This is a genomic window from Desulfococcus sp. (assembly GCF_050178255.1).
Classification (GTDB): domain Bacteria; phylum Desulfobacterota; class Desulfobacteria; order Desulfobacterales; family Desulfococcaceae; genus Desulfococcus; species Desulfococcus multivorans.
This window is the reverse complement of record NZ_JBFXGG010000040.1, coordinates 1-19,161: the sequence shown is the minus strand read 5'-3', so window position 1 is coordinate 19,161 and position 19,161 is coordinate 1. Positions and strand designations below refer to the sequence as shown.

The following is a 19,161-nucleotide window of genomic DNA, read 5'->3' as shown; positions in this document are numbered from 1 at the left end:
AAAGGGTTTAAACGGATTGTTTGTTGGTTCGGGGATAGTGGGTTAAGTGATTAAGTGATTAAGTGATTAAGTGATTAAGTGGTTATGTGGTTATGTGATTAAGTGGTTATGGGGTCAGTAACTGTCAATTCAAAATTCATAATTCATAATTCATAATTATTAATTGCAAATCACGCCGCAAAGTGTCGCGGCCGTCACACACGCACCCCTTCAGCCTTCAGTCTTCAGCCTGATCCTTTACTAACCCCGCCCTGATCCGCGTTCCGCCTCAGGTGAAGGAGTATCGATGAAGCTGCTCATCGCTGATGACGACCCGACCATTCGCGCCTACCTCAAGCATATCGCGGCCAAGTGGGGGTATGACATCATCGAGGCGGTGAACGGGGTCCAGGCCTGGTCGGCGCTGACCTCGGAGGATCCGCCCCGGCTGGCCATACTCGACTGGGTCATGCCGGAGCCGGACGGCGTCGAGATCTGCCGACGCATGCAGTATCATGCCGACGAGCGATTCATCTACCTGATCCTCCTGACCAGCAAAACGGAAAAACAGAGCATCGTCCACGCCCTGGACAGCGGGGCCCACGATTACCTGACCAAACCCTTTTACGTCAACGAACTCCGCAGCCGCGTCGCCGTCGGAAAGCGTTTCGTCGAGGCGCAGGACAAGCTGAGGGAATCCAACGAGATCAAGAACAAATTCCTGAGGATCGCGGCCCACGATCTCAGAAACCCCCTTGCGGTCATCATCAACATCGCCCAGGTGCTGCGCTCCGGACTTCTCCGGGAGTCTCCCGAGAAGGGCGACGATCTGCTCATGAGAATCGATCAGTCCGCCCGGCACATGCTCTCCCTGGTCAACGATCTTCTGGACGTGTCGATCATCGAGAGCGGCCATCTCAAACTCTCCACGGCGGCGACCTCCCTCAACACCCTGTTGACGCAGAGGATTCAGTTTGCCGAGCACCTGGCGGCCAAGAAGCAGATTACCATTCAGACCGAAATCGAGGAGATTCCGCCCTTCTCCTTCGACCCCAACCGCATCAGCCAGGTCATCGACAACCTCATCAGCAATGCCGTCAAGTATTCCCCCAAAGGCAGTCTCGTGCAGGTGTTCCTGAAGCGAAAAGACGGGAAGGCCTGGGTCTTTGTCAGGGACCAGGGCCCCGGCATCTCCAGCGAGGACCAGAAACGGCTCTTCGGGGAGTTCCAGCGGCTCGGGAGCCCGCCCACCGACGGAGAGGCCAGTACGGGATTGGGACTCGCCATCGCCAAAAAAATCGTCGAGGCGCACAACGGAAGGATCGGCGTCCAAAGCCGGATCGGATCCGGTGCCATTTTCAGTTTTGCACTTCCCATCCTCTGATCGAGAGGGTATGGTAGGATTCAGTCGTCGGTTTGACATTCAGTGCCGTGTCGGCGACTCCAGACCGCGTAGGCCCTCCCCTGCCGGCACCGGCCTCGAACACCGGAAGTTGAATGACAATGCATCCGAACCCAAAGAAAGCGAGCCAGACGTGATCACCAAAACCATAGGACCTCTGATCTGCATCGGCGTGCTGCTGCTCGCCGCCGGGTGCGGCATCCGCTCCCCCCACGGGAGAATGCGCGCGCCCGAAGCCCCCGCCGTCACCCCCGGACATTTCCGGGTCTACGACGGCGTCGGCGCCCCCGCGACCCTCGAGGATATCGTTTCGGCGGCCGCCGCGGCGGACGTCGTTTTCATCGGAGAGGAACACGACGATCCGGCGGCCCATTTTCTGGAATCGAACCTTCTCGAGCGGCTCTTCGAGGCCTGCCGATCCGGCGGCCCTTCCGGGCGGGAAAGACCCGTTCTTCTTTCCCTGGAAATGTTCGAGGCGGACGTTCAAACGGTCGTGGATGAATATCTCGCGGACCTGATCACCGAACGTCACTTTTTGAAGGCCGCGAGACCGTGGCCGGGATATCCGACCGATTACCGCCCCCTGATCGAATTCGCCAGAAGCAACGGCATCCCCGTCGTCGCCGCCAACGCGCCGAGCCGGTACGTCAACCGCGTCGCCCGATTGGGCCGTTCGGCTCTCGATCCCCTGTTTCCGGCGTCCAGGGCCTGGCTCCCGCCGCTGCCCTACGGCGAAGCCTCGGCGGCCTATCGCGAAAAATTCAGAAATTTCTGGGAAGAAACCCAGGTGGAAAACGTTCCCCATGGACCCGCAACCCCGACGCCGCCCATGGACGCCCCTTCCGAGGCCGCGGCATCAGCGGAAATCGAAGAGCGCTTCGAGCGCCTCCTGGCGGCCCAATCCCTGTGGGATGCCGGCATGGCCTTTCACCTCTCGGAGGCTTTAGCGCGTCACCCCGGCGCCCTGGCGCTCCACGTCAACGGCAAATTCCACAGCCAATCCGGGCTGGGCATTCCGGAACACCTCCGGGAGTACCGTAAGGATGTCTCGATCGTGACGGTGACGGTGCTTTCCCTGTCCTCGTTTCCGGCCTTCGACCCTGCCGCGGCCGGCGGCGACACCTTCATCATCGTAACGGATCCTTCCCTCAAACCCGGCCGGCGAGGGTGAAACACCGCGGCGTCCCCTCCGACCGCCTTCAAAAGGAGCCCATATGAAGCCGACCGAGGCTCGGCAAAACGTGTTTCAGAAATATGAAAAGCTGGGGCGGAAGTTGAAAAAGCTCGTCTACGACCAGGACGAGGCCATCGACGAGGTTATCGACGCCTTCATCCACATGGCCTGCAAACCCGTCCAGTCTCCACCCAGGGCCATCTTCACCTTCATCGGACCGCCTTACGTGGGCAAGGCCTATCTGGCTCGATCCCTGGCCGCCCTCATGGACGACTACACCGCCTTTCGGCAGTTCGACATGGGACAGTACACCACCCCCGAGGACGAGACCCGGCTTCTGGGGCAGGTGGGCTACGACGGCGGTCAGGACGGCGAGTTGATGGTCTTTCTGAGGAGCCGGCCCCGGTCGATCCTCCTGTTCAATGAGATCGAAAAGGCGGACACGCGGCTCCAGAACGCCCTTCTTGAGATCCTCACCGGCGATCCCCAGGAAACCGGCCTCGACTGCAGCGAGGTGCTGGTGATTTTCACCTCCACCCTCGGCAGCGCCATGTACCAGAGTCGCGCCTTCATGACGGCGGTCCGGGAGAACCGCCTCCAGGCCCAGGCCCTGATCATGGATGCCGTCTCCAAGGAAAAAAAGATGGGGCTCGAGACGGTTCAGCCCGTCATCTCCACCAAGCTGCTTTCGGTGATGTCCCAGGCATACCTGGTGATTTTCCGGCGGCTCTCCCTGGACGCCGTGGTGAAAATCGGCAAAACCACACTGAAGACCCTGTCCCGTCATTTTTCCAGAACCACGGGCATCGAGCTGGTGTTCGAGGGTTTTGTCCCGATGGTCAAGCTGCTGGTGCTCTCCTTCGCACCCTACATCAACACGCGCCGCATTCAGAAACGGCTGCCGGATCTGCTTCTCGGACAGATCACCCAATACGTCCGGGAGGGGCATCCCATACCGGGGAAGGCCGTTTTCAGGATCTCGAAAGCGGCCGGCACCTTTCTGAAGCGCCACTACCGGTTGAGCATCACCCATTCCCAGCAGCTCTTCATCAGGAACGAGACCATCGAGCTCGGCTGGGATGTCGAGACCGGCGACGACGCCGTGACCTTTACCCTGGCCCGGGTCGCCCGGAAACAGCTGCCGCCCGCGAAGCCGCTTTTCCAGGACGATCTTCCCGAAATCAAATTCTCCGCCACGGGGTTCGACGACGTCGCCGGCCACGGACCCGTCAAGAAGCATCTGAGGGAGATCATCTCGATCCTGAAAAAGACGGACAAGGTCAAGGCGTTCGGGATCGGGATGCCCAAGGGCATGCTCATTCACGGTCCCGCGGGCGTCGGCAAGACCCTCCTGGGCAAGGCATTCGCCAGGGAGGCCAACCTGCCCCTGGTCTATGTCTCGGGAAGCGACCTTTTCGATCCCAATTTTATCCGGCAGGTCTACCAGAAGGCCCGGGTGTTCGCCCCCAGCATCGTCTTTCTGGACGAAATCGACATCAAGGGCGTCGTGGAGGGGACGCTCACCCCCATATCGGTGGAACAGATCCTGATGGAGCTGGAAGCCGTCTCCTCGGATCCCGCCGAGTTCGTCTTCACCATCGTCACGGCCCAGAACCGGGAGGACGTCAACCCCGATCTGGTCTCCCCCGGCCGGATCGACATTTCCGTCGAGGTTCCGGAGCTCGATCGTGAGGCCCGGCGGTTCTTCATCGAGAAAATCCTCGAAAAACCCAACGACGGCAACATCGACGTCGACAAGGTCATCCGTTATATCTCGGGGATGAGCGGATACGAGCTCGAACGCATCGGTCAGGAGGCGGCCTTTTACGCCATCCGCAACGATCTGGACTGCATCACCGAAGAGATCCTCATCGATCAGATCAACACCATCAAGTACGGGAGCAAGCTCGACCGGAAACACATTCGGAACATCGAGGAAGACCTCAGGAAAACCGCCATCCACGAGGCGGCCCATGCGGTGATTTCCCAGACCCTCCTGCCCCACGTCAAGATCGAGCAGGTCACCATCACGCCCCGATCCAACACCCTGGGGTTTGTCGCCTACACCGGCGAGGATTTCGACGACAATTTCACCAAAGAGGAGATCTTCAACAATATCTGTGTGATGCTCTCGGGAAGGATCGCCCAGATCCGGAAATTCGGCCCGAGCGGCATGGACAGCGGATCGGGAATCGACCTCGAGCAGGCCACGCAACTTGCCTATTCGGCCGTCGCGGGGATGGGCATGGACGAAGAGATCGGGTTTGTCCATGTGGATACCCTCCAGCACCATGTGGAAAAAACCATGTTTCAGGGGATACTGGAGAAGCGTATCCAGCACTGGATCGGCGATGCCTCGGCCAAGGCCGGGATGCTCGTGGAAAAGCACTGGGACAGGATCGAACATCTGGCGTCCGTCCTCATTCAACAGGAGATCGTCGACGGCGCTGAGCTGGATGTACTGATGAAGGGAGACTGAAGGCCGTGCCCACGGCCGTAGACGCTGTCCGCCGGCCTTGCGTCCCCGGCTGTTTTCAATTGTCCTCAAAAGGAGTATATTATGACATCAGACGAACTCAAAAACATCATCCTGGAGATCATCCGGGACATTGCGCCGGAAGCGGACCTTTCCGAACTCGATCCGGATACCCGGTTCCGGGACCAGTTCGAGTTCAGTTCGGTGGACTTTCTGAACTTCTCGATCAAGCTTCAGGAACGGCTCGGGATCCGAATCCCCGAGACGGAATGTCCCCTCCTGGCCTCCCTTTCCGGATGCCTCTCCTATCTTGGGCCCAAATACCGTCAAAAGGAGGTATGAGATGACCAAAGCCATCGTCATTCACGAAACCGGCGGACCCGAGGTCATGCGCTGGGAGGAATTCGATCCGGGCACGCCCGGCCCCGGGGAAGCCCTGCTGCGGCACGAGGCCGTGGGGCTTAACTTCATCGATGTCTACCATCGCAGCGGCCTCTATCCGCTCCCGAGCCTCCCGGGCGTCATCGGGATGGAGGGGGCCGGGATCGTCGAAGCCGTCGGGGACGGCGTCACCGAGGCGGCGGTGGGAGACCGGGTCGCCTACGCAGGGCTGCCGCCGGGGGCCTATGCGGAAAAACGCCGTATCCCGGCCCACCGGCTCATTCGTCTCCCCGACACGATTTCATCCACCCAGGCGGCGGCCATGATGCTGCAGGGCATGACCGCCCGTTATCTGCTGCGGGGGTGCTATCCCGTCAAGGCCGGAGACACCATCCTCATCCATGCCGCGGCCGGCGGCGTGGGGCTCATCGTCTGCCAATGGGCCCGGCATCTCGGCGCCACGGTCATCGGAACGGTGGGATCCGAGGAGAAAGCCGAACTGGCGAGGGCCAACGGGTGCCACCATCCCATCCTTTACAAGACCGAGGACTTTCCCGAACGCGTGAAGGCCGTCACGGAGGGCCGCGGGGTCGACGTCGTCTACGACTCCGTCGGTCAGGCCACCTTCATGAAGTCCCTGGACTGCCTCCGACCCATGGGAACGATGGTCAGCTTCGGCCAGTCTTCAGGACCGGTTCCGCCCTTGGACACCGCCGTCCTGGCGGCAAAGGGGTCGCTCTTCCTGACGCGGCCCAGCCTGATGACCTACACCGCCCGGCGGGAGGACTTGACGGCCCACGCCGGGGACCTCTTCGATGTGGTAAGCCGGGGCGCGGTCACCATCGCGGTTCGGAACACCTATCCTTTGGCCGAGGCAGCCAGGGCCCATCGGGATCTGGAGGACCGGAAAACCGTGGGATCCTCGGTGCTCATTCCCTGACCGGCCGCCCTTCCTGACGCTGTCGGAGAGCGCGTTCAGGGATCCGGCCTCAGTCCTTTGAAAGCGGGAGGGTCACGATCATGATCCCGGGATCCTCCCGATCGGGCCTGGCCCTGAACCCAAAGGCCCGGGCGAGGGTCAGCATGGATTTGTTGTCGGCGAGGACGTCCCCGTACAGCTCACCGATCCCGCGCTTTCCGGCATAGTCGATGATCCGCCGCATGAGCAGGGGGCCGAGGCCCATGCCCGTCATGTCGCCCCTCAGCAGAATCGCAAACTCAGCCCGCTCGTTGTCCGGGTCTGCGCTGATGCGCACCGCGCCGTATAGCTCCCTCCTGCCCTCATGGTCCGGCGGATCCGTCAGCACCAAAGCCATCTGGCGATCGTAATCGATCTGGGTCAGTCGCGCCGCCAGGGAGTGGGAAAGTATCTTCATATAGTGCAGGAAGCGAAGGCGGATCTCCTCCATAGAGAGCTGGGTGAAGAGATCCTGAAAGCCCGGTTCGTCTTCCGGCCGGATGGGGCGCAGCATCAATTCCAGGCCGTCGGGCAGCCGGATAATCTCCTCCAGTTCCTTGGGATAGGGTCGAATCGCCAGCCGATCCGTCGCGGCATCTTCCACAGGCGCCACGCGCATCCGGGCGTCCAGTGCGATAACGCCGTCATGGTCCGCCAGAAGCGGGTTGATGTCGAGTTCCCTGATCTCGGGAATGTCGCAGATCAACTGGGAGACTTCCACCAGGGTCAGGGCCACGGCCTCGAGGTCAGCCGGCGGGGTTCCCCGATAGCCCTCGAGCAGCCGGTAAATACGGGTCTGGGACATGACCTCGTGAGCCAGATGCATATTCATCGGCGGCAGGGCCAGCGCCTGATCGTCGATGACCTCCACGGCCGTGCCGCCGTGGCCGAAAAGGAGCACGGGTCCGAACTGCTCGTCCTCGGTCATGCCGACGATGAGCTCGTGGGCGTGGGGCTTCTTAATGTAGGGCTGGACGGTGAAGCCCTCGATGACCGCCTTGGGAAAGGCCTCCCGGACCCGGCCCAGCATGGCCGCCGCCGCTTCGCGCACCCGCGCCCGGGACTCGAGATCCAGGGCGACGCCGCCCACATCGGATTTGTGAGTGATGTCCCGGGAGAGAATCTTCAGGACCACGGGAAGCCCCATGTCCGCGGCGACACGCTCGGCCGCTTCTGGGGTTTCGGCCGTCAGGGTTTCGGCGACGGGAATTCCGTAGGCGCCCAGCACCGTTTTGGCCTCGGCTTCCGAGAGCCACTCGCGCCCTTCCGAGAGGGCCTTCCCGACAACCGCCCTCACCGCCCCGGGATCGGGCCTGAACTGTTCCGGAACATTGGGCGGCGTCTCCATCAGCATCTCCTGGCTGTGCCGGTAACGGACCATCTGCATGAACGCCCGGACGGCATCATCCGGAGTTTGATAGGTGGGAATCCCGTTGTCGGTGAAGAGCTGACGCGATCCCGCGGCGGCGCCTTCGCCGATCCAGCTGGTGAGAAGGGTTTTGGGCCGGGACTGGGCTCGACTTTTTTCCTTGTAAACATCGATGACGGCCTGGGCCGCCTCCGAACTCGACGCCACCGCCGTGGGCACGTTGATCACCAGGACGGCGTCGGTTTCCGGATCCCCCAACAGGTTCTCCAGGGCGGCGGCATACCGATCGCCGGCGGCGTCGCCCACGATATCCACGGGATTGCCGTGTGACCAGGTGGACGGAAGGACATCCTCGAGGCGATCCAGGGTCTCCGGGCTCAGGGCGGCCAGACGCCCCTTCTTGTTGATCAGGGTGTCGGTAGCCATGACCCCCACCCCGCCGCCGTTGGTGAGAATGGCCAGCCGGTCCCCGGACACCGACTGGGTGACGGAAAGGGTGCCGACGGCATCGAAGAGGGCCTGCATGTCGCTGACCCGCAGCATGCCGGCCCGGCGGAATGCTGCGTCGTAAACCCTGTCGGATCCGGCCATGGCGCCGGTATGGGATGCGGCCGCCCGTGCCCCTTCGACATGCCGTCCGGCCTTGACCACGATGACCGGCTTCATCCGCGACGCCGCCCGTGCCGCCGACATGAACTTCCGGGCATGGGTGACGGCCTCGACGTAGAGCAGGACGGCGCGGGTGTGGCTGTCATTGGCGAGATAGTCGAGCATGTCGCCGAAATCGACGTCCGCCATGTCGCCCAGGGATACGAGTTGGGAGAAGCCGATCCGGCGATGGGTAGCCCAGTCGAGCACCGATGCGATCACTGCGCCGGATTGCGCCACGAAAGCGAGTCGTCCGGGCAGGGCGTGGATGTGCGCAAAGCCGGCGTTGAGAAAGCCGCCCGGCGCCATTACTCCCAGACAGTTGGGGCCGATGATGCGAAGCGTGTAGGGTTTGGCCGCATCGAGCATGGCCTGCTGCAGCGCTCGTCCGTTCCGGTTCTGTACGTCGATGAATCCCGCGCTGATGACGACGGCGGCCCGAGTGCCCTTTTCCCCCAGGCGACGGATGATGCCGGGGATCGTATCCGGCGGGGTCACGATAACGCCAAGGTCCGGAACAAAAGGAATCCTCGCGACGTCCGGATAGGCGGCAACCCCGGATACGGTGGCATATTTCGGGTTCACCGGGAAAATATCCCCTTCGAATCCCGCGCCGAGCAGGTTTCGCGTAACGACGTTTCCCAATGTGCCGGGCGTATCGCTGGCGCCGATGAGCGCAATGGACTTGGGTTTGAACATCTTGTCGAGATTCCGAATCGTCATGGTCCGCTCCTTTTGGTGGGAGGCTGAAAGCCGGGAAAAGGCGACGGATGACGGTCCCGGCACACCCGGGACCGTCATCCGCCGGCCGTATGTTTTCCGGCTCAGTCCTCCAGTGTCGATAGATCGCCCAGGTCTTCCCCCAGCTCCCGCGCCTTGAGCAGCCGCCGCATGACCTTGCCCGCGCGGTTTTTGGGGATGCTGTCCGCAAATTCGATCTCCCCCGGCGCGATGGCCGCCCCCAGATTTTTCCGCGAAAACGCCATGAGTTCGCGACGGGTGTCGTCGTCCGCCCGGATGTGGGGCTTCAACACGACGAAGGCCTTGACCACCTCCCCTATCATGGGGTCGGGCTTGCCGATCACGCCCGCATCGGCCACAAAGGGATGGGACAGGAGCAGGCGCTCCACCTCGAAGGGCCCGACCATCTGCCCGGAGGTCTTGATGATGTCGTCCCGTCTCCCCACAAACCAGAAATAGCCGTCGGCATCCCGACAGGCCAGGTCTCCGCTCAGGTACCAGCCGTCTGAAAAACATCGCGCATAGCGATCGGGCTCGTTGAGGTATCCCCGGAACATGGACGGCCATCCCACGGCAAGCCCCAGCTCCCCGACGGTTTCGGGCGCCTCGATGACGGCGACGGTATTGTCTTCCCGCCGTTCGAGGACGGCGGCCGTCACGCCGGGAATGGGCTTCCCCATGGATCCCGGCCGGATGGTCACGGCCGGGGTGTTGGCGATCATGATGCCGCCGGTCTCCGTCTGCCACCAGGTGTCGTGAATATCGCGGCCGAGAACCTCCCGACCCCACAGGATCGCATCCGGGGGCAGGGGCTCGCCGACGCTCAGAATATGCCGCAGGCGCCCGAGATCGTACCGGCGGATCTCCTCCGGGGGGACGCGCATCAGACGCCGGATGGCGGTGGGCGACGTGTACCAGACCGTCACCCCCTGGGAGGCCAGGATCTCAAACCAGCGCGCCGCGTCAAACGCCCCTTCGTCGATGATGCTGGTGACGCCCATGAGAAGGGGGGTGATGATGCCGTAGATGGTGCCGGTCACCCAGCCGGGATCGGCGGTGCACCAGAAAACGTCCGGGTCCCTCAGGTCCAGCACATGCCTTCCGGTGATGTGGTGGACCAGGATCGCGCCGTGAACGTGAATCGCACCCTTGGGCATGCCCGTGGTTCCGCTGGTGAAATGCAGCAGGGCACTGTCCTCCGGATCCGTCGGCGGGATGGCGTAAGTGTCGGCGGCGGCCGCCATGAGATCCGGATAGGCGAGGGTGTCCGCCGTGACGGCGTCGGTGAGGATGACGTGCCTCAGGTCGGGAAGCTGCTCTGTCAGCGCCGATATCTTCTGCCGGAACAGGCGGCCGGTGGTGAGCAGCACCCGGGCCTTGCCGCGCTCGAGGCGTTGACGGATCGGCTCCGGACCGAATGCGGAAAAGAGCGGGCAGAAAACGGCGCCGTGCTTGAAAGCGCCCAGGGCCGCGATGTAGAGCTCCGGAATGCGATCGGCGCAGGCAAAGACCCCGTCCCCTTTTTCAACGCCGAGGGCCTCGAGTACGTTGGCAAACCGGTTGGTCAGGGCCGAAAGCTTCCCATAGGAGAGGTCCTGCGGATCACCGTCCTCGCCGATCCAGCGAAAGGCCGTGCGATCCCGAAGGGGACCTGCGGCATGCCGGTCCACGGCTTCATGGGCGATGTTGAGGCCGGCGCCGTTCGGCAGCCCGGCCAGGGCGGATTGTACCGCATCCCAGGAGAATCCCGGGCTTTTTGTGTCGGTGTGGTCTTTCGTCATGTTCCCCCCAAAGGCGACAGCAACGCCTCGATGTGTATGAAGCAACGCCCGTGCCGAACCGTCAGGGTCCTTCCCGGCACCGTGTCGTCCCGTCGTTTCCGGTAAAGCGCCCGGCGCCGGACCGGAAGACGAGGCTCCGCAAAACGTCGGCCCCTTTTACAGCGTGTAAAGCGTCCATCACCGCCCTGCCTCCCACACGGGCCTATGCGTCGTCCAGGCGCAGGCGGACGACCACCGCCGCCGGATCCTCCGGCCGGCGTTCCACCTGGAATCCCAGGGATCGGGCCAGTGCCAGCATCGCGGTATTGTCCGCCAGAACGTCGCCGAAGATTTCGGAAACCCCGCGACGCCGACAGTACTGCATGACCTGCCGCATCAGGAGAGAGCCCAACCCCATGCCGGTCATGTCGCTTCTGACCATGACGGCGAACTCCGCGGATACGTTGTCGGGATCCATGTTGACGTGCACCGCGCCGTAAATCGACGCCGTTGCCCCGGGTTCCGGCATGTCCGTCAGTACCAGGGCCATTTGACGGTTGTAATCGATCTGGGTGAGACGGGCCGCCAGGGTGTGGGAGATCGTTTTCATGTACCGAAAAAACCGGAGGCGGACCTCTTCCCGGGACATGCTGTCAAACAGGTCGCAGAACGCAGGTTCATCCTCCGGTCGGATGGGACGGACCAGGAGGCCCCGGCCGTCCTTCGTCCGGACCGCCGCCTCCAGTTCCCTGGGATATGGACGGATGGCCAGACGCGCTTCCGGCGGGCTTTCCGAGGGCGAGATCCGGAAAGCGGCGTCCATAACCGTCACCCCGTCGGGGTCCGCCAGAATCGGGTTGATGACCAGTTCGCGGATCTCCGCGATGTCGCAGATCAATTGAGACACCTTGACCAGAACCAGCGCAACGGCGTCGAGATCGGCGGCGGGCGTGTCGCCGTATCCCTTCAGCAGCTTGAAGATACGGGTTCTTTCCATGACCTCTCCGGCCAGGTGCAGGTTGAGCGGCGGCAGGGCCAGGGCCTGGTCGTCGATGATGTCGACGGCGTTCCCCCCGTGCCCGAAACGGATGACGGGGCCGAATCGGGCATCCTCCGTCATCCCGATCATCAATTCATGGGCATTGGAGCGGCAGTTCACCTCAACTTCCGCCCTTTCCGCATCCGCGAGCCCGCCCATTTTTGCCGTCGGAATGCGGTAGGCCTCGAGAAGGGCCGATGCTTCGGCTTTGGTAAGCCGATCACGGCCCCGGGCAAGCGCGGTCCCGATGATCTTCCGCGGGGTGTCGCCGACGGGCGAGAAGGCGTCGGGGATGCTCGGCGGGGTTTCCATGAGCATTTCCTGGTTGTGCCGGTAGCGGACCATCCGCATGAACGCCCGTATGGCGTCGTCCGGGGTTTCGTAAGTGGGGATGGCGTTTTCTGCAAAAAGCCGCCCGTGTCCCACGGCCGCCCCCCGGCCGATCCAGTTGGTCAGCAGGGTATGGCGTTTTCCATAGGGATCCAGCTTCGACCGAAAGACCTCGATAACGGCTCGTGCGACCGCAGTGCCGGAGACAATAGCATGGGGGCAGTTGAGGACCAGTACGGCATCGGTGTGTCGATCCTCCAGGAGAATTTCCAGGGCGGCGGCATATCGGTCGGGATCGGCGTCCTCTCCAAGATTGAGGGGATTTGCCGGAGGGGACGTTGCCGGAAGCATCCGCCGGAGTCGGGCGGCGGTTTTGGAGGTGAACTCGGCCAAGCGCCCATTCCCGGCGATGAGGCTGTCCGCGGCAAGGGCGCCGGCGCCGCTGCTGTTGGTGAGAATCCCCAGCCGGCTGCCGGTCACCGATTGAAGAGCGGCCAGGGTGGCGGCGGCGTCGAAAAGCGCCTGGATGCTGCTCACGCGGAGCATCCCGGCACGGCGGAAGGCGGCGTCGTAAACGGCGTCGGATTCCACATGGGAAACACCGTCCGGAACGATGGGCCCCGCCCTGCCTGCCTTGAAAACGATGACCGGTTTCATCCGGGATGCGGCCCGGGCCGCCGACATGAATTTCCGGGCATCGGCGACGGTTTCGACATAGAGCAGGACGGCACGGGTGTGATGATCGTTGGCAAGATAATCGAGCATATCCCCGACGTCGACGTCCGCCGAGTCGCCCAGGGAAACGAAATGGGAAAATCCGATCCGGTGGTGGGTCGCCCAGTCCAGAACGGAAGCGATCATATTGTCGGACTGCCCGACAAAGGCGAGCCATCCGGACAATGCGTGGATGTGGGCATAACCGGCATTGAGAAAGGCCAACGGCGACATGATCCCCAGGGAGCCGGGTCCGATGATGCGAAGGCCGTAAGGCTTTGCAGCGGCCAGCATCTCCCGGCCGAGGCGCTCCCGCGTCCACGGGTGTTTTTCGAACAGCCCCGGCATCATGACCACTGCTGCGCGGGTGCCCTTCTCCCCCAGTTCCCGAAGGATTCCGGGGACGGCTGCCGGCGGTCTCAGAATGACCGCGAGATCGGGTACTTCGGGAAGTTCGGAGATCCGCGCGTACGTCGGTATGTCCGTCGCCGGGGATGCCGGCGTTTCCGGCCCGGGATCGACCCGGAAGATTTTCCCCTCGAAACCGGACCCGAGGACATTTTGGAGCACGACGTTTCCGACGGTCCCAGGCATGGGACCGGGGCCGATCAGGACCATCGACGCCGGCTTGAACATCTTGTCAAGATATCGGATCGTCATGCTGCGTTCCCTCCCCGTCTCGGAATTTTTCCGCCATTATCCCAGAAATCCACAAAGATCTCAAGGGCTCTTCAGGCCGGCGGTCGAAAAATCGATGCGACAACCGGGAATCGGGCAGGCTAACGGCTCAGCTTCCAGAACAGAAATCCGGCCAGGGCGATGCCCGATACCCCGAGCGCGATCCAATCCGCGGCCTTGAGGCGATATTCGGCGAGAAAGGTCCGGCCCGGTCGGCCGAAGCCGCGGGCCTCCATGGCCTCCGCCAATTCCTCGGCCAGTTGAAAGGACTGGAGGAGCAGGGGGATGAAAAAGGCCGGATAATGTTTCAGCGCCCCCCACCCCGGCTCCACCGGAATCCCCCGGGACCGCTGCGCATCCAGCACATCTCCGGCTTTCCGGCCGATAACCGGCACGAACTGCAACGCCGTGCTCATGATGAAGGCGATGCCGTAGGGCAGACCGGCCTTGACCAGGGCGTTGGCCAGGTCTTCCGCCGGCGTTGTCGAAAAAAAGATGAAAAAGACCGTGGTCAGGGTCAGGAGTTTCAGGGCGGCCATCATGCCGGCGGCCGCATGCACCGACCACGCGGTCACCCCGCCGAATATGACCGCCATGGGCAGGACCAGCATCAGCCATCGGCCGTAGGCCTTCAGAAACCCCAGAATCGAAAGCGTCAGGATCAGGATCGCCCAGGCCGCGCCTACCAGCCGGACCGGCTCGAGAACGGCTGTCGCGGCTGCGAAAAAGACGGCCAGAATCAGTTTGGTTCTGGGATCAAGCACCGGCACCCATCCCTCCACAAAGGCCCGCCGCCTCCGATCCGGCGCCGTAAACCGGGGGACATGAGCCCGCCGACACCCGCCGGGGCGCCCCCTGTGCAATGATGCGGCCGCCGTCAAGATAAAGCCAGCGCGGAGCGCACGTTTCGGCGAACCCCAGATCGTGGGTGACCAGAACCACCGTCTGTCCCTGTTCCTGAAGTTCGGCAAGAAAACCGCTCAGGGCATTCTTGAAGTGCCGGTCCTGGCCGGAGGTGGGTTCATCCAGAATCAGGATGTCGGGCCGGGCCGAGAGGGCCGCCGCGAAGGCCGTCCGTTTTTTTTCGCCGCTGCTCAGGCGGTACGGGGGGCGCGTCACCAGATCGCCCAGACGAAAAAGCCGGATCAGGGTATCGATCCATTCCGGATCATAGCGGTTCAGGGTCTTCGCCGCTACGGTGATCTCGTCCCATACCGTCAGCTTGAAAAACTGGCCCGAAGGGTTCTGGAAAGCCATGCCCACATGCCGGGCCAGGCGTGAGACTTTTTCCTTGCGGATGTCTTTCCCGTTCAGCAGGACTCTCCCCGACACCGGTCGGAAAAGGCCGTTGAAGAGCTTGAGCAGCGTGGTCTTGCCCGCGCCGTTGGGGCCGACAATGGCGACGCACTCCCCTCTGTCGATGGAAAGGCTGACGTTGTCGATGATCCGGCGCCCCCCCCGCTCAAATGAAACGCCGTCCAGTTCGATGATGGGCTGCCTGTCCCCCGCGGCACCCCGGCCGGGAGCCTCCGGGCGGATTTCATAACCGGACGCCCCGAGACCGGAAGCCTGCCCGCATGTGGGGGCTTCGAGCCCGTAGACGCCGAGATCCCGGCTGAGCACCGCTTTCGCGGGTCCGTCCAGGACCTTTCGGCCGTCCGCCAGGACCACCATCCGTGCGGCGTCGTAACCCGCATACCCGAGGCGGTGCTCGCAGACCATCACCCCCGTACCCTTTTCTCCAAGCCGCACCAGCGTTTTCCGGATCCTGGCGACGTTTTCTCCGTCGAGGTTGGCAAAGGGTTCGTCCAGAACGATCATTTTCGGTTTCAGGGCGGCCACGGCCGAGATGCAGACCATCTGCTGTTCCCCTCCGGAGAGTTGATGCGGGGCCCGGGAGAGCAGATGCCCAATGCCCGTCTCCGCCGCGATGCCGTCGATACGGCGCAGCATCTCCCGGCGGGGAAGCCCCAGACTCTCCAGACCGAAGGCGATCTCCCGGCGGACCGTTCGATTGAACAGCTGGGCCTCGGGATTCTGAAACACCATCCCCACCTGGTCGAAAAGGTCGGCAACGGTGCGATCACGGGTCGACTCCCCGCCGACCCGCACCTCACCTTCCAGGCGCCCCCCGTAAAAATGGGGAATCAGGCCGTTCAAGGTCCTGGCCAGGGTCGACTTCCCTGAACCGCTGGCGCCGGCGACCAGGAGGTGCTCACCCGGCGGGATTTCCAGATCGACGTCCTTCAGGATCCAGGGCGTCTCTTTTCCATAGGCGTACCGGAGGCCCGCGACGGCGATGAAGCTTTCCCTGCGCGTCATGCCCCGAGTTCGATGATGCCGGCCCGATGAAGCAGCTTCACGGCCATGACCCCCAGCACCGACCCCGCAAGGGTGCTGCCCAGAAAGGAGGGGATCAAGGCCAGGAGCGGAATGGCCTGCCCCATGAGAAACGGCGCCACGAGCAGCGCGCTCACCACCGGTGCGATCAGGCCGGTGCCGATGATCTCGCCGGCCGCTCCCAGATAGAGGTTTCGGGTCCCGGCATAGACGATCCCCGCCAGGAAAGCGCCGATCATCCCGCCGGGAAAGGCCAGAAGCGTGCCCATCCCCGTGATGTTGCGAATGAGCCCGATGACCCCGGCGATCATGACCGCCCACCAGGGTCCGAGAATGACGGCCCCCAGAATGTTGACGAAATGCTGGGTCGGATTGATCCTGGCAATGCCGACGGGGATGGAGGTGAAAGGTGCCAGGGCGACGCCCATGGCGACAAAGATGACGGCGTAGGCGGTCTTGCGTGTGTCCGTTCTTTTGACGGCCGATCCTTTTGAAAGCATGTTGTCGATCTCCCGCGATGTTGGTGGATACCGTCGATGTCTGGGCAGGGTTTGTCGCGGCGGGAGGCGCGGTGAACTTATCGTGATCACGGCGGCGCCGGGTTCCGTCTCCGATTTCCCTACGACAGTACGAACTGTATCAGGTTCAAAGGGTATTATCTCAGTTCCGGCATCCAGGCTCGGAACACCCCTATTCGGATGTATGGACGGCAGGATATCGGATGGAATCGACTTGCGATGGCATGTCGCTTTCGGCGGTTACGACCCTTTTCCTGCCGTCTGTTGGGGGGTGTTATCAGGGTTGGTGCATAAAATCAAGTCCTGAACTTTGGACGGGGTTATGGGGTTAAGTGATTAAGTGGTTAAGTGGTTAAGTGGTTAATGCAACTTTCGACTTTCATGCGATGGCCGGATAGAGGTGCCGGGGGGATACGGTTCGCGCCCCTTCAGCGGTGAGTTTTAGTGCCGCTTAAGCGCCGCGGCGGATCAGCGGCCCGGACTGTTTGAGCGCAAGCGAGTTTCCGGGCCGCCCGGAGCAAGCTTTAGCGGCACTTGAACGAAACCGCGTGGGGCGAGGGCCGTATCCTCTCGGCACCGGCCTATGAAAGTCGAAAGTCGAAAGTTGAATGATTAAGTGATGATGAGGTTATGGGGTTATAAAGGGTTTCCCGGGTGCGGCGGATTGACAACGGGGGGGATATGAACTAAATCCTAGCATCTTTTTTCCAAACCCAGCGGGGTCAACATGACAACGGCGTTTTCAAACGGATGTCCGAACGGCGGGAGCCTGCCGTGCTGAAAATTTCGCGACTGGTCAAACGATTCGACGAACTCGATGTCCTGGACGGTTTCGATCTGGAGATCCCCCGCGGCAGTTTCGCGGTCCTGATCGGCCCGTCGGGCTGCGGCAAGACCACCCTTTTCGATCTGTTGACGGGCGTGGTGTCGCCGGACGCGGGAACCGTCTCCTGGATGGGTGACGTCATTCCCGACGCGGGGCGGGTCGCCGCCTACATGCAGCAGAAGGATCTGCTCCTGCCGTGGCGTTCGCTCATGGACAACGCATTACTGCCGACGACCATTGCAGGGGCGGATCCTGCGGCCTCCCGGGAAAAAGCCGCTGCGCTTTTCCAACGGATGGGACTCCATGGATTCGAAGCCTACCTCCCGGGTGAGATATCCGGGGGGATGCGCCAGCGGTGCGCGCTGGTCCGGACCCTCATGTTCGAACGCGAGCTGGTGCTTTTGGACGAACCCCTTTCCGCCCTGGACGCCATCACGCGGCGAAGCCTCCACGGCCTGCTGTTGATGCTTCAGCAGGCCTTTCACAGAACCCTGCTCATGATCACCCACGACATCGAGGAAGGACTCCTGCTGGCCGACGACCTCTACGTTCTGTCGCAGATGCCCATGAACGTCCTCTGCCGCTGCCGCCTCAAGGCCCCCAAACCCCGGCGGCCCGACGATCCCGAGCTGATCCGGGCCAAAACCGCCGTGATGGCGCGGCTGGACCGGGAATTGAACAATGACCCCCGGTAGGCTTGTACCCCCGGCTTTGATCGTCGTCTTTCTGGCGGTGTGGGAGGCGGCATGCCGATACCTCGCCGTTCCCGATTTTATCCTCCCGGCGCCGTCCCGGATCGGCATCGTCGCGGTGGAAAACGCCCCATTGCTGCTGTCCCATGCCGGGACGACGCTCCTGGAGATTCTTCTGGGCATAGCGCTTTCGGTGGCGGTCGCCGTACCGGTGGCGACGGCCATGTTTTCACACCCCGCCGTCGAGCGCTCCCTGACGCCGCTTCTGGTTGCCTCCCAGGCCGTACCCGTCTTTGCCGTGGCGCCCCTGCTGGTGGTCTGGTTCGGCTACGGCATCGTCAGCAAGGTCCTGATGGCCGCCGTCATCATCTTTTTCCCCATCACCGTAAGCCTCCTCGAGGGGTTCAAGGGGTGCGACCGGGAATATCGCATCCTTTTCAGGCTGATGGGCGCCGGTTTCCGGCAGACCCTTCGCCTCCTCTGGTGGCCGTGGGCCCTGCCGAATTTCTTCACCGGCCTCAAGGTGGGCGTCTCCGTGGCCACCATCGGCGCGGTGATCGGCGAATGGGTGGGGGCCCAGCATGGGCTCGGCTATCTGATGATCCAGGCCAACGCCCGACTGCGCGTGGACCTGGTCTTTGCGGCCATTCTCTATCTGTCCGTCATGGGGCTTGGACTGTGGGCCGCCGTGGACGCCATCGGCAGGCGCGCCGTGGCCTGGAAAGTCAAAAAAGCGTAGCCTGCGAGGAGCGCCGAACTTTGGCGTGTTTTTCGGTCGTTTTCACGCAACAAGAGAATTCGAAGGAGAGAGAAATGAGAAAGAAATGGATCATGCCGGCAATCGCCGCCGTTCTGATGCTCTTTTCCACGGCGTCAGCCGCGGAGAAACTCACCCTGATGCTGGACTGGTTTCCCAATGTGGATCATCTGCCGATCTATGTGGCCCGTGATCGGGGGCTTTTCGAGATGGCCGGGATCGACGTCAGGATCGTGAGCCCCTCCGAAACCGCCGACGCCTTGAAGCTGGCGGTCTCGGGACAGGTGGATCTGGCTGTTTCCTACCAGCCCCAGACCGTAATCGCTGCCGCCGAAGGTATGGATGTCATCGCCGTGGGGCGTCTCATCGAACATCCCCT

Annotated in this window: 14 protein-coding genes and 1 riboswitch; of the genes, 8 read left to right on the top strand and 6 right to left on the bottom strand. The window is 62.6% G+C overall.

Annotation, left to right across the window (positions count from 1 at the left end; genetic code table 11):
• Nucleotides 1-286 precede the first annotated feature (286 nt).
• The 5 genes from AB7S84_RS09550 to AB7S84_RS09530 all read left to right on the top strand — a co-directional run bounded on the left by AB7S84_RS09550 (nucleotide 287) and on the right by AB7S84_RS09530 (nucleotide 6,352).
• On the top strand, nucleotides 287-1,363 hold the full coding sequence (locus AB7S84_RS09550; protein WP_020878093.1) for a hybrid sensor histidine kinase/response regulator: 1,077 nt from the start codon (nucleotides 287-289) through the stop codon (nucleotides 1,361-1,363).
• A gap of 151 nt (nucleotides 1,364-1,514) precedes the next feature.
• A complete protein-coding gene (locus AB7S84_RS09545) occupies nucleotides 1,515-2,552 on the top strand; it encodes a ChaN family lipoprotein (protein ID WP_428154111.1) in 1,038 nt (345 codons plus the stop codon).
• Nucleotides 2,553-2,595: 43 nt separating this feature from the next.
• Nucleotides 2,596-5,034: an AAA family ATPase gene (locus tag AB7S84_RS09540; RefSeq protein ID WP_020878095.1), complete on the top strand. Its 2,439-nt coding sequence runs from the start codon at nucleotides 2,596-2,598 to the stop codon at nucleotides 5,032-5,034.
• Nucleotides 5,035-5,115: 81 nt separating this feature from the next.
• Nucleotides 5,116-5,373, top strand: coding sequence for an acyl carrier protein (locus tag AB7S84_RS09535; protein WP_020878096.1), 258 nt, complete (start codon nucleotides 5,116-5,118; stop codon nucleotides 5,371-5,373).
• 1 nt (nucleotide 5,374) lies between these two features.
• On the top strand, nucleotides 5,375-6,352 hold the full coding sequence (locus tag AB7S84_RS09530; RefSeq protein ID WP_428154107.1) for a quinone oxidoreductase family protein: 978 nt from the start codon (nucleotides 5,375-5,377) through the stop codon (nucleotides 6,350-6,352).
• A 49-nt stretch (nucleotides 6,353-6,401) separates the two neighbouring features.
• Here the strand turns inward: AB7S84_RS09530 and AB7S84_RS09525 are convergent, their stop codons facing one another.
• The 6 genes from AB7S84_RS09525 to thiW all read right to left on the bottom strand — a co-directional run bounded on the left by AB7S84_RS09525 (nucleotide 6,402) and on the right by thiW (nucleotide 16,489).
• The gene (locus AB7S84_RS09525) at nucleotides 6,402-9,110 is read right to left on the bottom strand and encodes a bifunctional acetate--CoA ligase family protein/GNAT family N-acetyltransferase (RefSeq protein ID WP_020878098.1); all 2,709 of its coding nucleotides are present in this window, start codon (nucleotides 9,108-9,110) and stop codon (nucleotides 6,402-6,404) included.
• A 101-nt stretch (nucleotides 9,111-9,211) separates the two neighbouring features.
• A complete protein-coding gene (gene acsA, locus AB7S84_RS09520; protein ID WP_428154105.1) occupies nucleotides 9,212-10,909 on the bottom strand; it encodes an acetate--CoA ligase in 1,698 nt (565 codons plus the stop codon).
• Between the two features lie 202 nt (nucleotides 10,910-11,111).
• Nucleotides 11,112-13,631, bottom strand: coding sequence for a GNAT family N-acetyltransferase (locus tag AB7S84_RS09515; protein WP_428154103.1), 2,520 nt, complete (start codon nucleotides 13,629-13,631; stop codon nucleotides 11,112-11,114).
• Between the two features lie 119 nt (nucleotides 13,632-13,750).
• The gene (locus AB7S84_RS09510; RefSeq protein WP_160167724.1) at nucleotides 13,751-14,413 is read right to left on the bottom strand and encodes an energy-coupling factor transporter transmembrane component T family protein; all 663 of its coding nucleotides are present in this window, start codon (nucleotides 14,411-14,413) and stop codon (nucleotides 13,751-13,753) included.
• Entirely contained in the window at nucleotides 14,406-15,971 is a 1,566-nt protein-coding gene (locus AB7S84_RS09505; protein ID WP_020878102.1) for an ABC transporter ATP-binding protein, read from the bottom strand. The genes AB7S84_RS09510 and AB7S84_RS09505 overlap by 8 nt, the downstream gene beginning before the upstream one ends.
• Entirely contained in the window at nucleotides 15,968-16,489 is a 522-nt protein-coding gene (gene thiW / locus AB7S84_RS09500) for an energy coupling factor transporter S component ThiW (protein ID WP_020878103.1), read from the bottom strand. The genes AB7S84_RS09505 and thiW overlap by 4 nt, the downstream gene beginning before the upstream one ends.
• Nucleotides 16,490-16,588: 99 nt before the next feature.
• Nucleotides 16,589-16,691, bottom strand: a riboswitch (TPP riboswitch).
• Between the two features lie 590 nt (nucleotides 16,692-17,281).
• On the opposite strand from thiW, the gene AB7S84_RS09495 reads away from it, so the two are divergent.
• From AB7S84_RS09495 to AB7S84_RS09485, 3 genes are all read left to right on the top strand, one after another.
• The gene (locus tag AB7S84_RS09495; protein ID WP_020877180.1) at nucleotides 17,282-18,028 is read left to right on the top strand and encodes an ABC transporter ATP-binding protein; all 747 of its coding nucleotides are present in this window, start codon (nucleotides 17,282-17,284) and stop codon (nucleotides 18,026-18,028) included.
• The gene (locus AB7S84_RS09490) at nucleotides 18,015-18,764 is read left to right on the top strand and encodes an ABC transporter permease (protein ID WP_020877179.1); all 750 of its coding nucleotides are present in this window, start codon (nucleotides 18,015-18,017) and stop codon (nucleotides 18,762-18,764) included. The genes AB7S84_RS09495 and AB7S84_RS09490 overlap by 14 nt, the downstream gene beginning before the upstream one ends.
• A gap of 74 nt (nucleotides 18,765-18,838) precedes the next feature.
• The coding region (locus AB7S84_RS09485) for an ABC transporter substrate-binding protein (protein ID WP_428154098.1) at nucleotides 18,839-19,161 on the top strand (323 nt) is incomplete at its 3' end.

Excerpts from the sequence above, each read along its gene's own strand:
- AB7S84_RS09550 (WP_020878093.1), top strand. The coding sequence starts at position 287 with ATGAAGCTGCTCATCGCTGATGACGACCCGACCATTCGCGCCTACCTC.
- AB7S84_RS09540 (WP_020878095.1), top strand. The coding sequence starts at position 2,596 with ATGAAGCCGACCGAGGCTCGGCAAAACGTGTTTCAGAAATATGAAAAG.
- AB7S84_RS09535 (WP_020878096.1), top strand. The coding sequence starts at position 5,116 with ATGACATCAGACGAACTCAAAAACATCATCCTGGAGATCATCCGGGAC.
- AB7S84_RS09530 (WP_428154107.1), top strand. The coding sequence starts at position 5,375 with ATGACCAAAGCCATCGTCATTCACGAAACCGGCGGACCCGAGGTCATG.
- AB7S84_RS09525 (WP_020878098.1), bottom strand. The coding sequence starts at position 9,110 with ATGACGATTCGGAATCTCGACAAGATGTTCAAACCCAAGTCCATTGCG.
- acsA (WP_428154105.1), bottom strand. The coding sequence starts at position 10,909 with ATGACGAAAGACCACACCGACACAAAAAGCCCGGGATTCTCCTGGGAT.
- AB7S84_RS09515 (WP_428154103.1), bottom strand. The coding sequence starts at position 13,631 with ATGACGATCCGATATCTTGACAAGATGTTCAAGCCGGCGTCGATGGTC.
- AB7S84_RS09505 (WP_020878102.1), bottom strand. The coding sequence starts at position 15,971 with ATGACGCGCAGGGAAAGCTTCATCGCCGTCGCGGGCCTCCGGTACGCC.
- thiW (WP_020878103.1), bottom strand. The coding sequence starts at position 16,489 with ATGCTTTCAAAAGGATCGGCCGTCAAAAGAACGGACACACGCAAGACC.
- AB7S84_RS09490 (WP_020877179.1), top strand. The coding sequence starts at position 18,015 with ATGACCCCCGGTAGGCTTGTACCCCCGGCTTTGATCGTCGTCTTTCTG.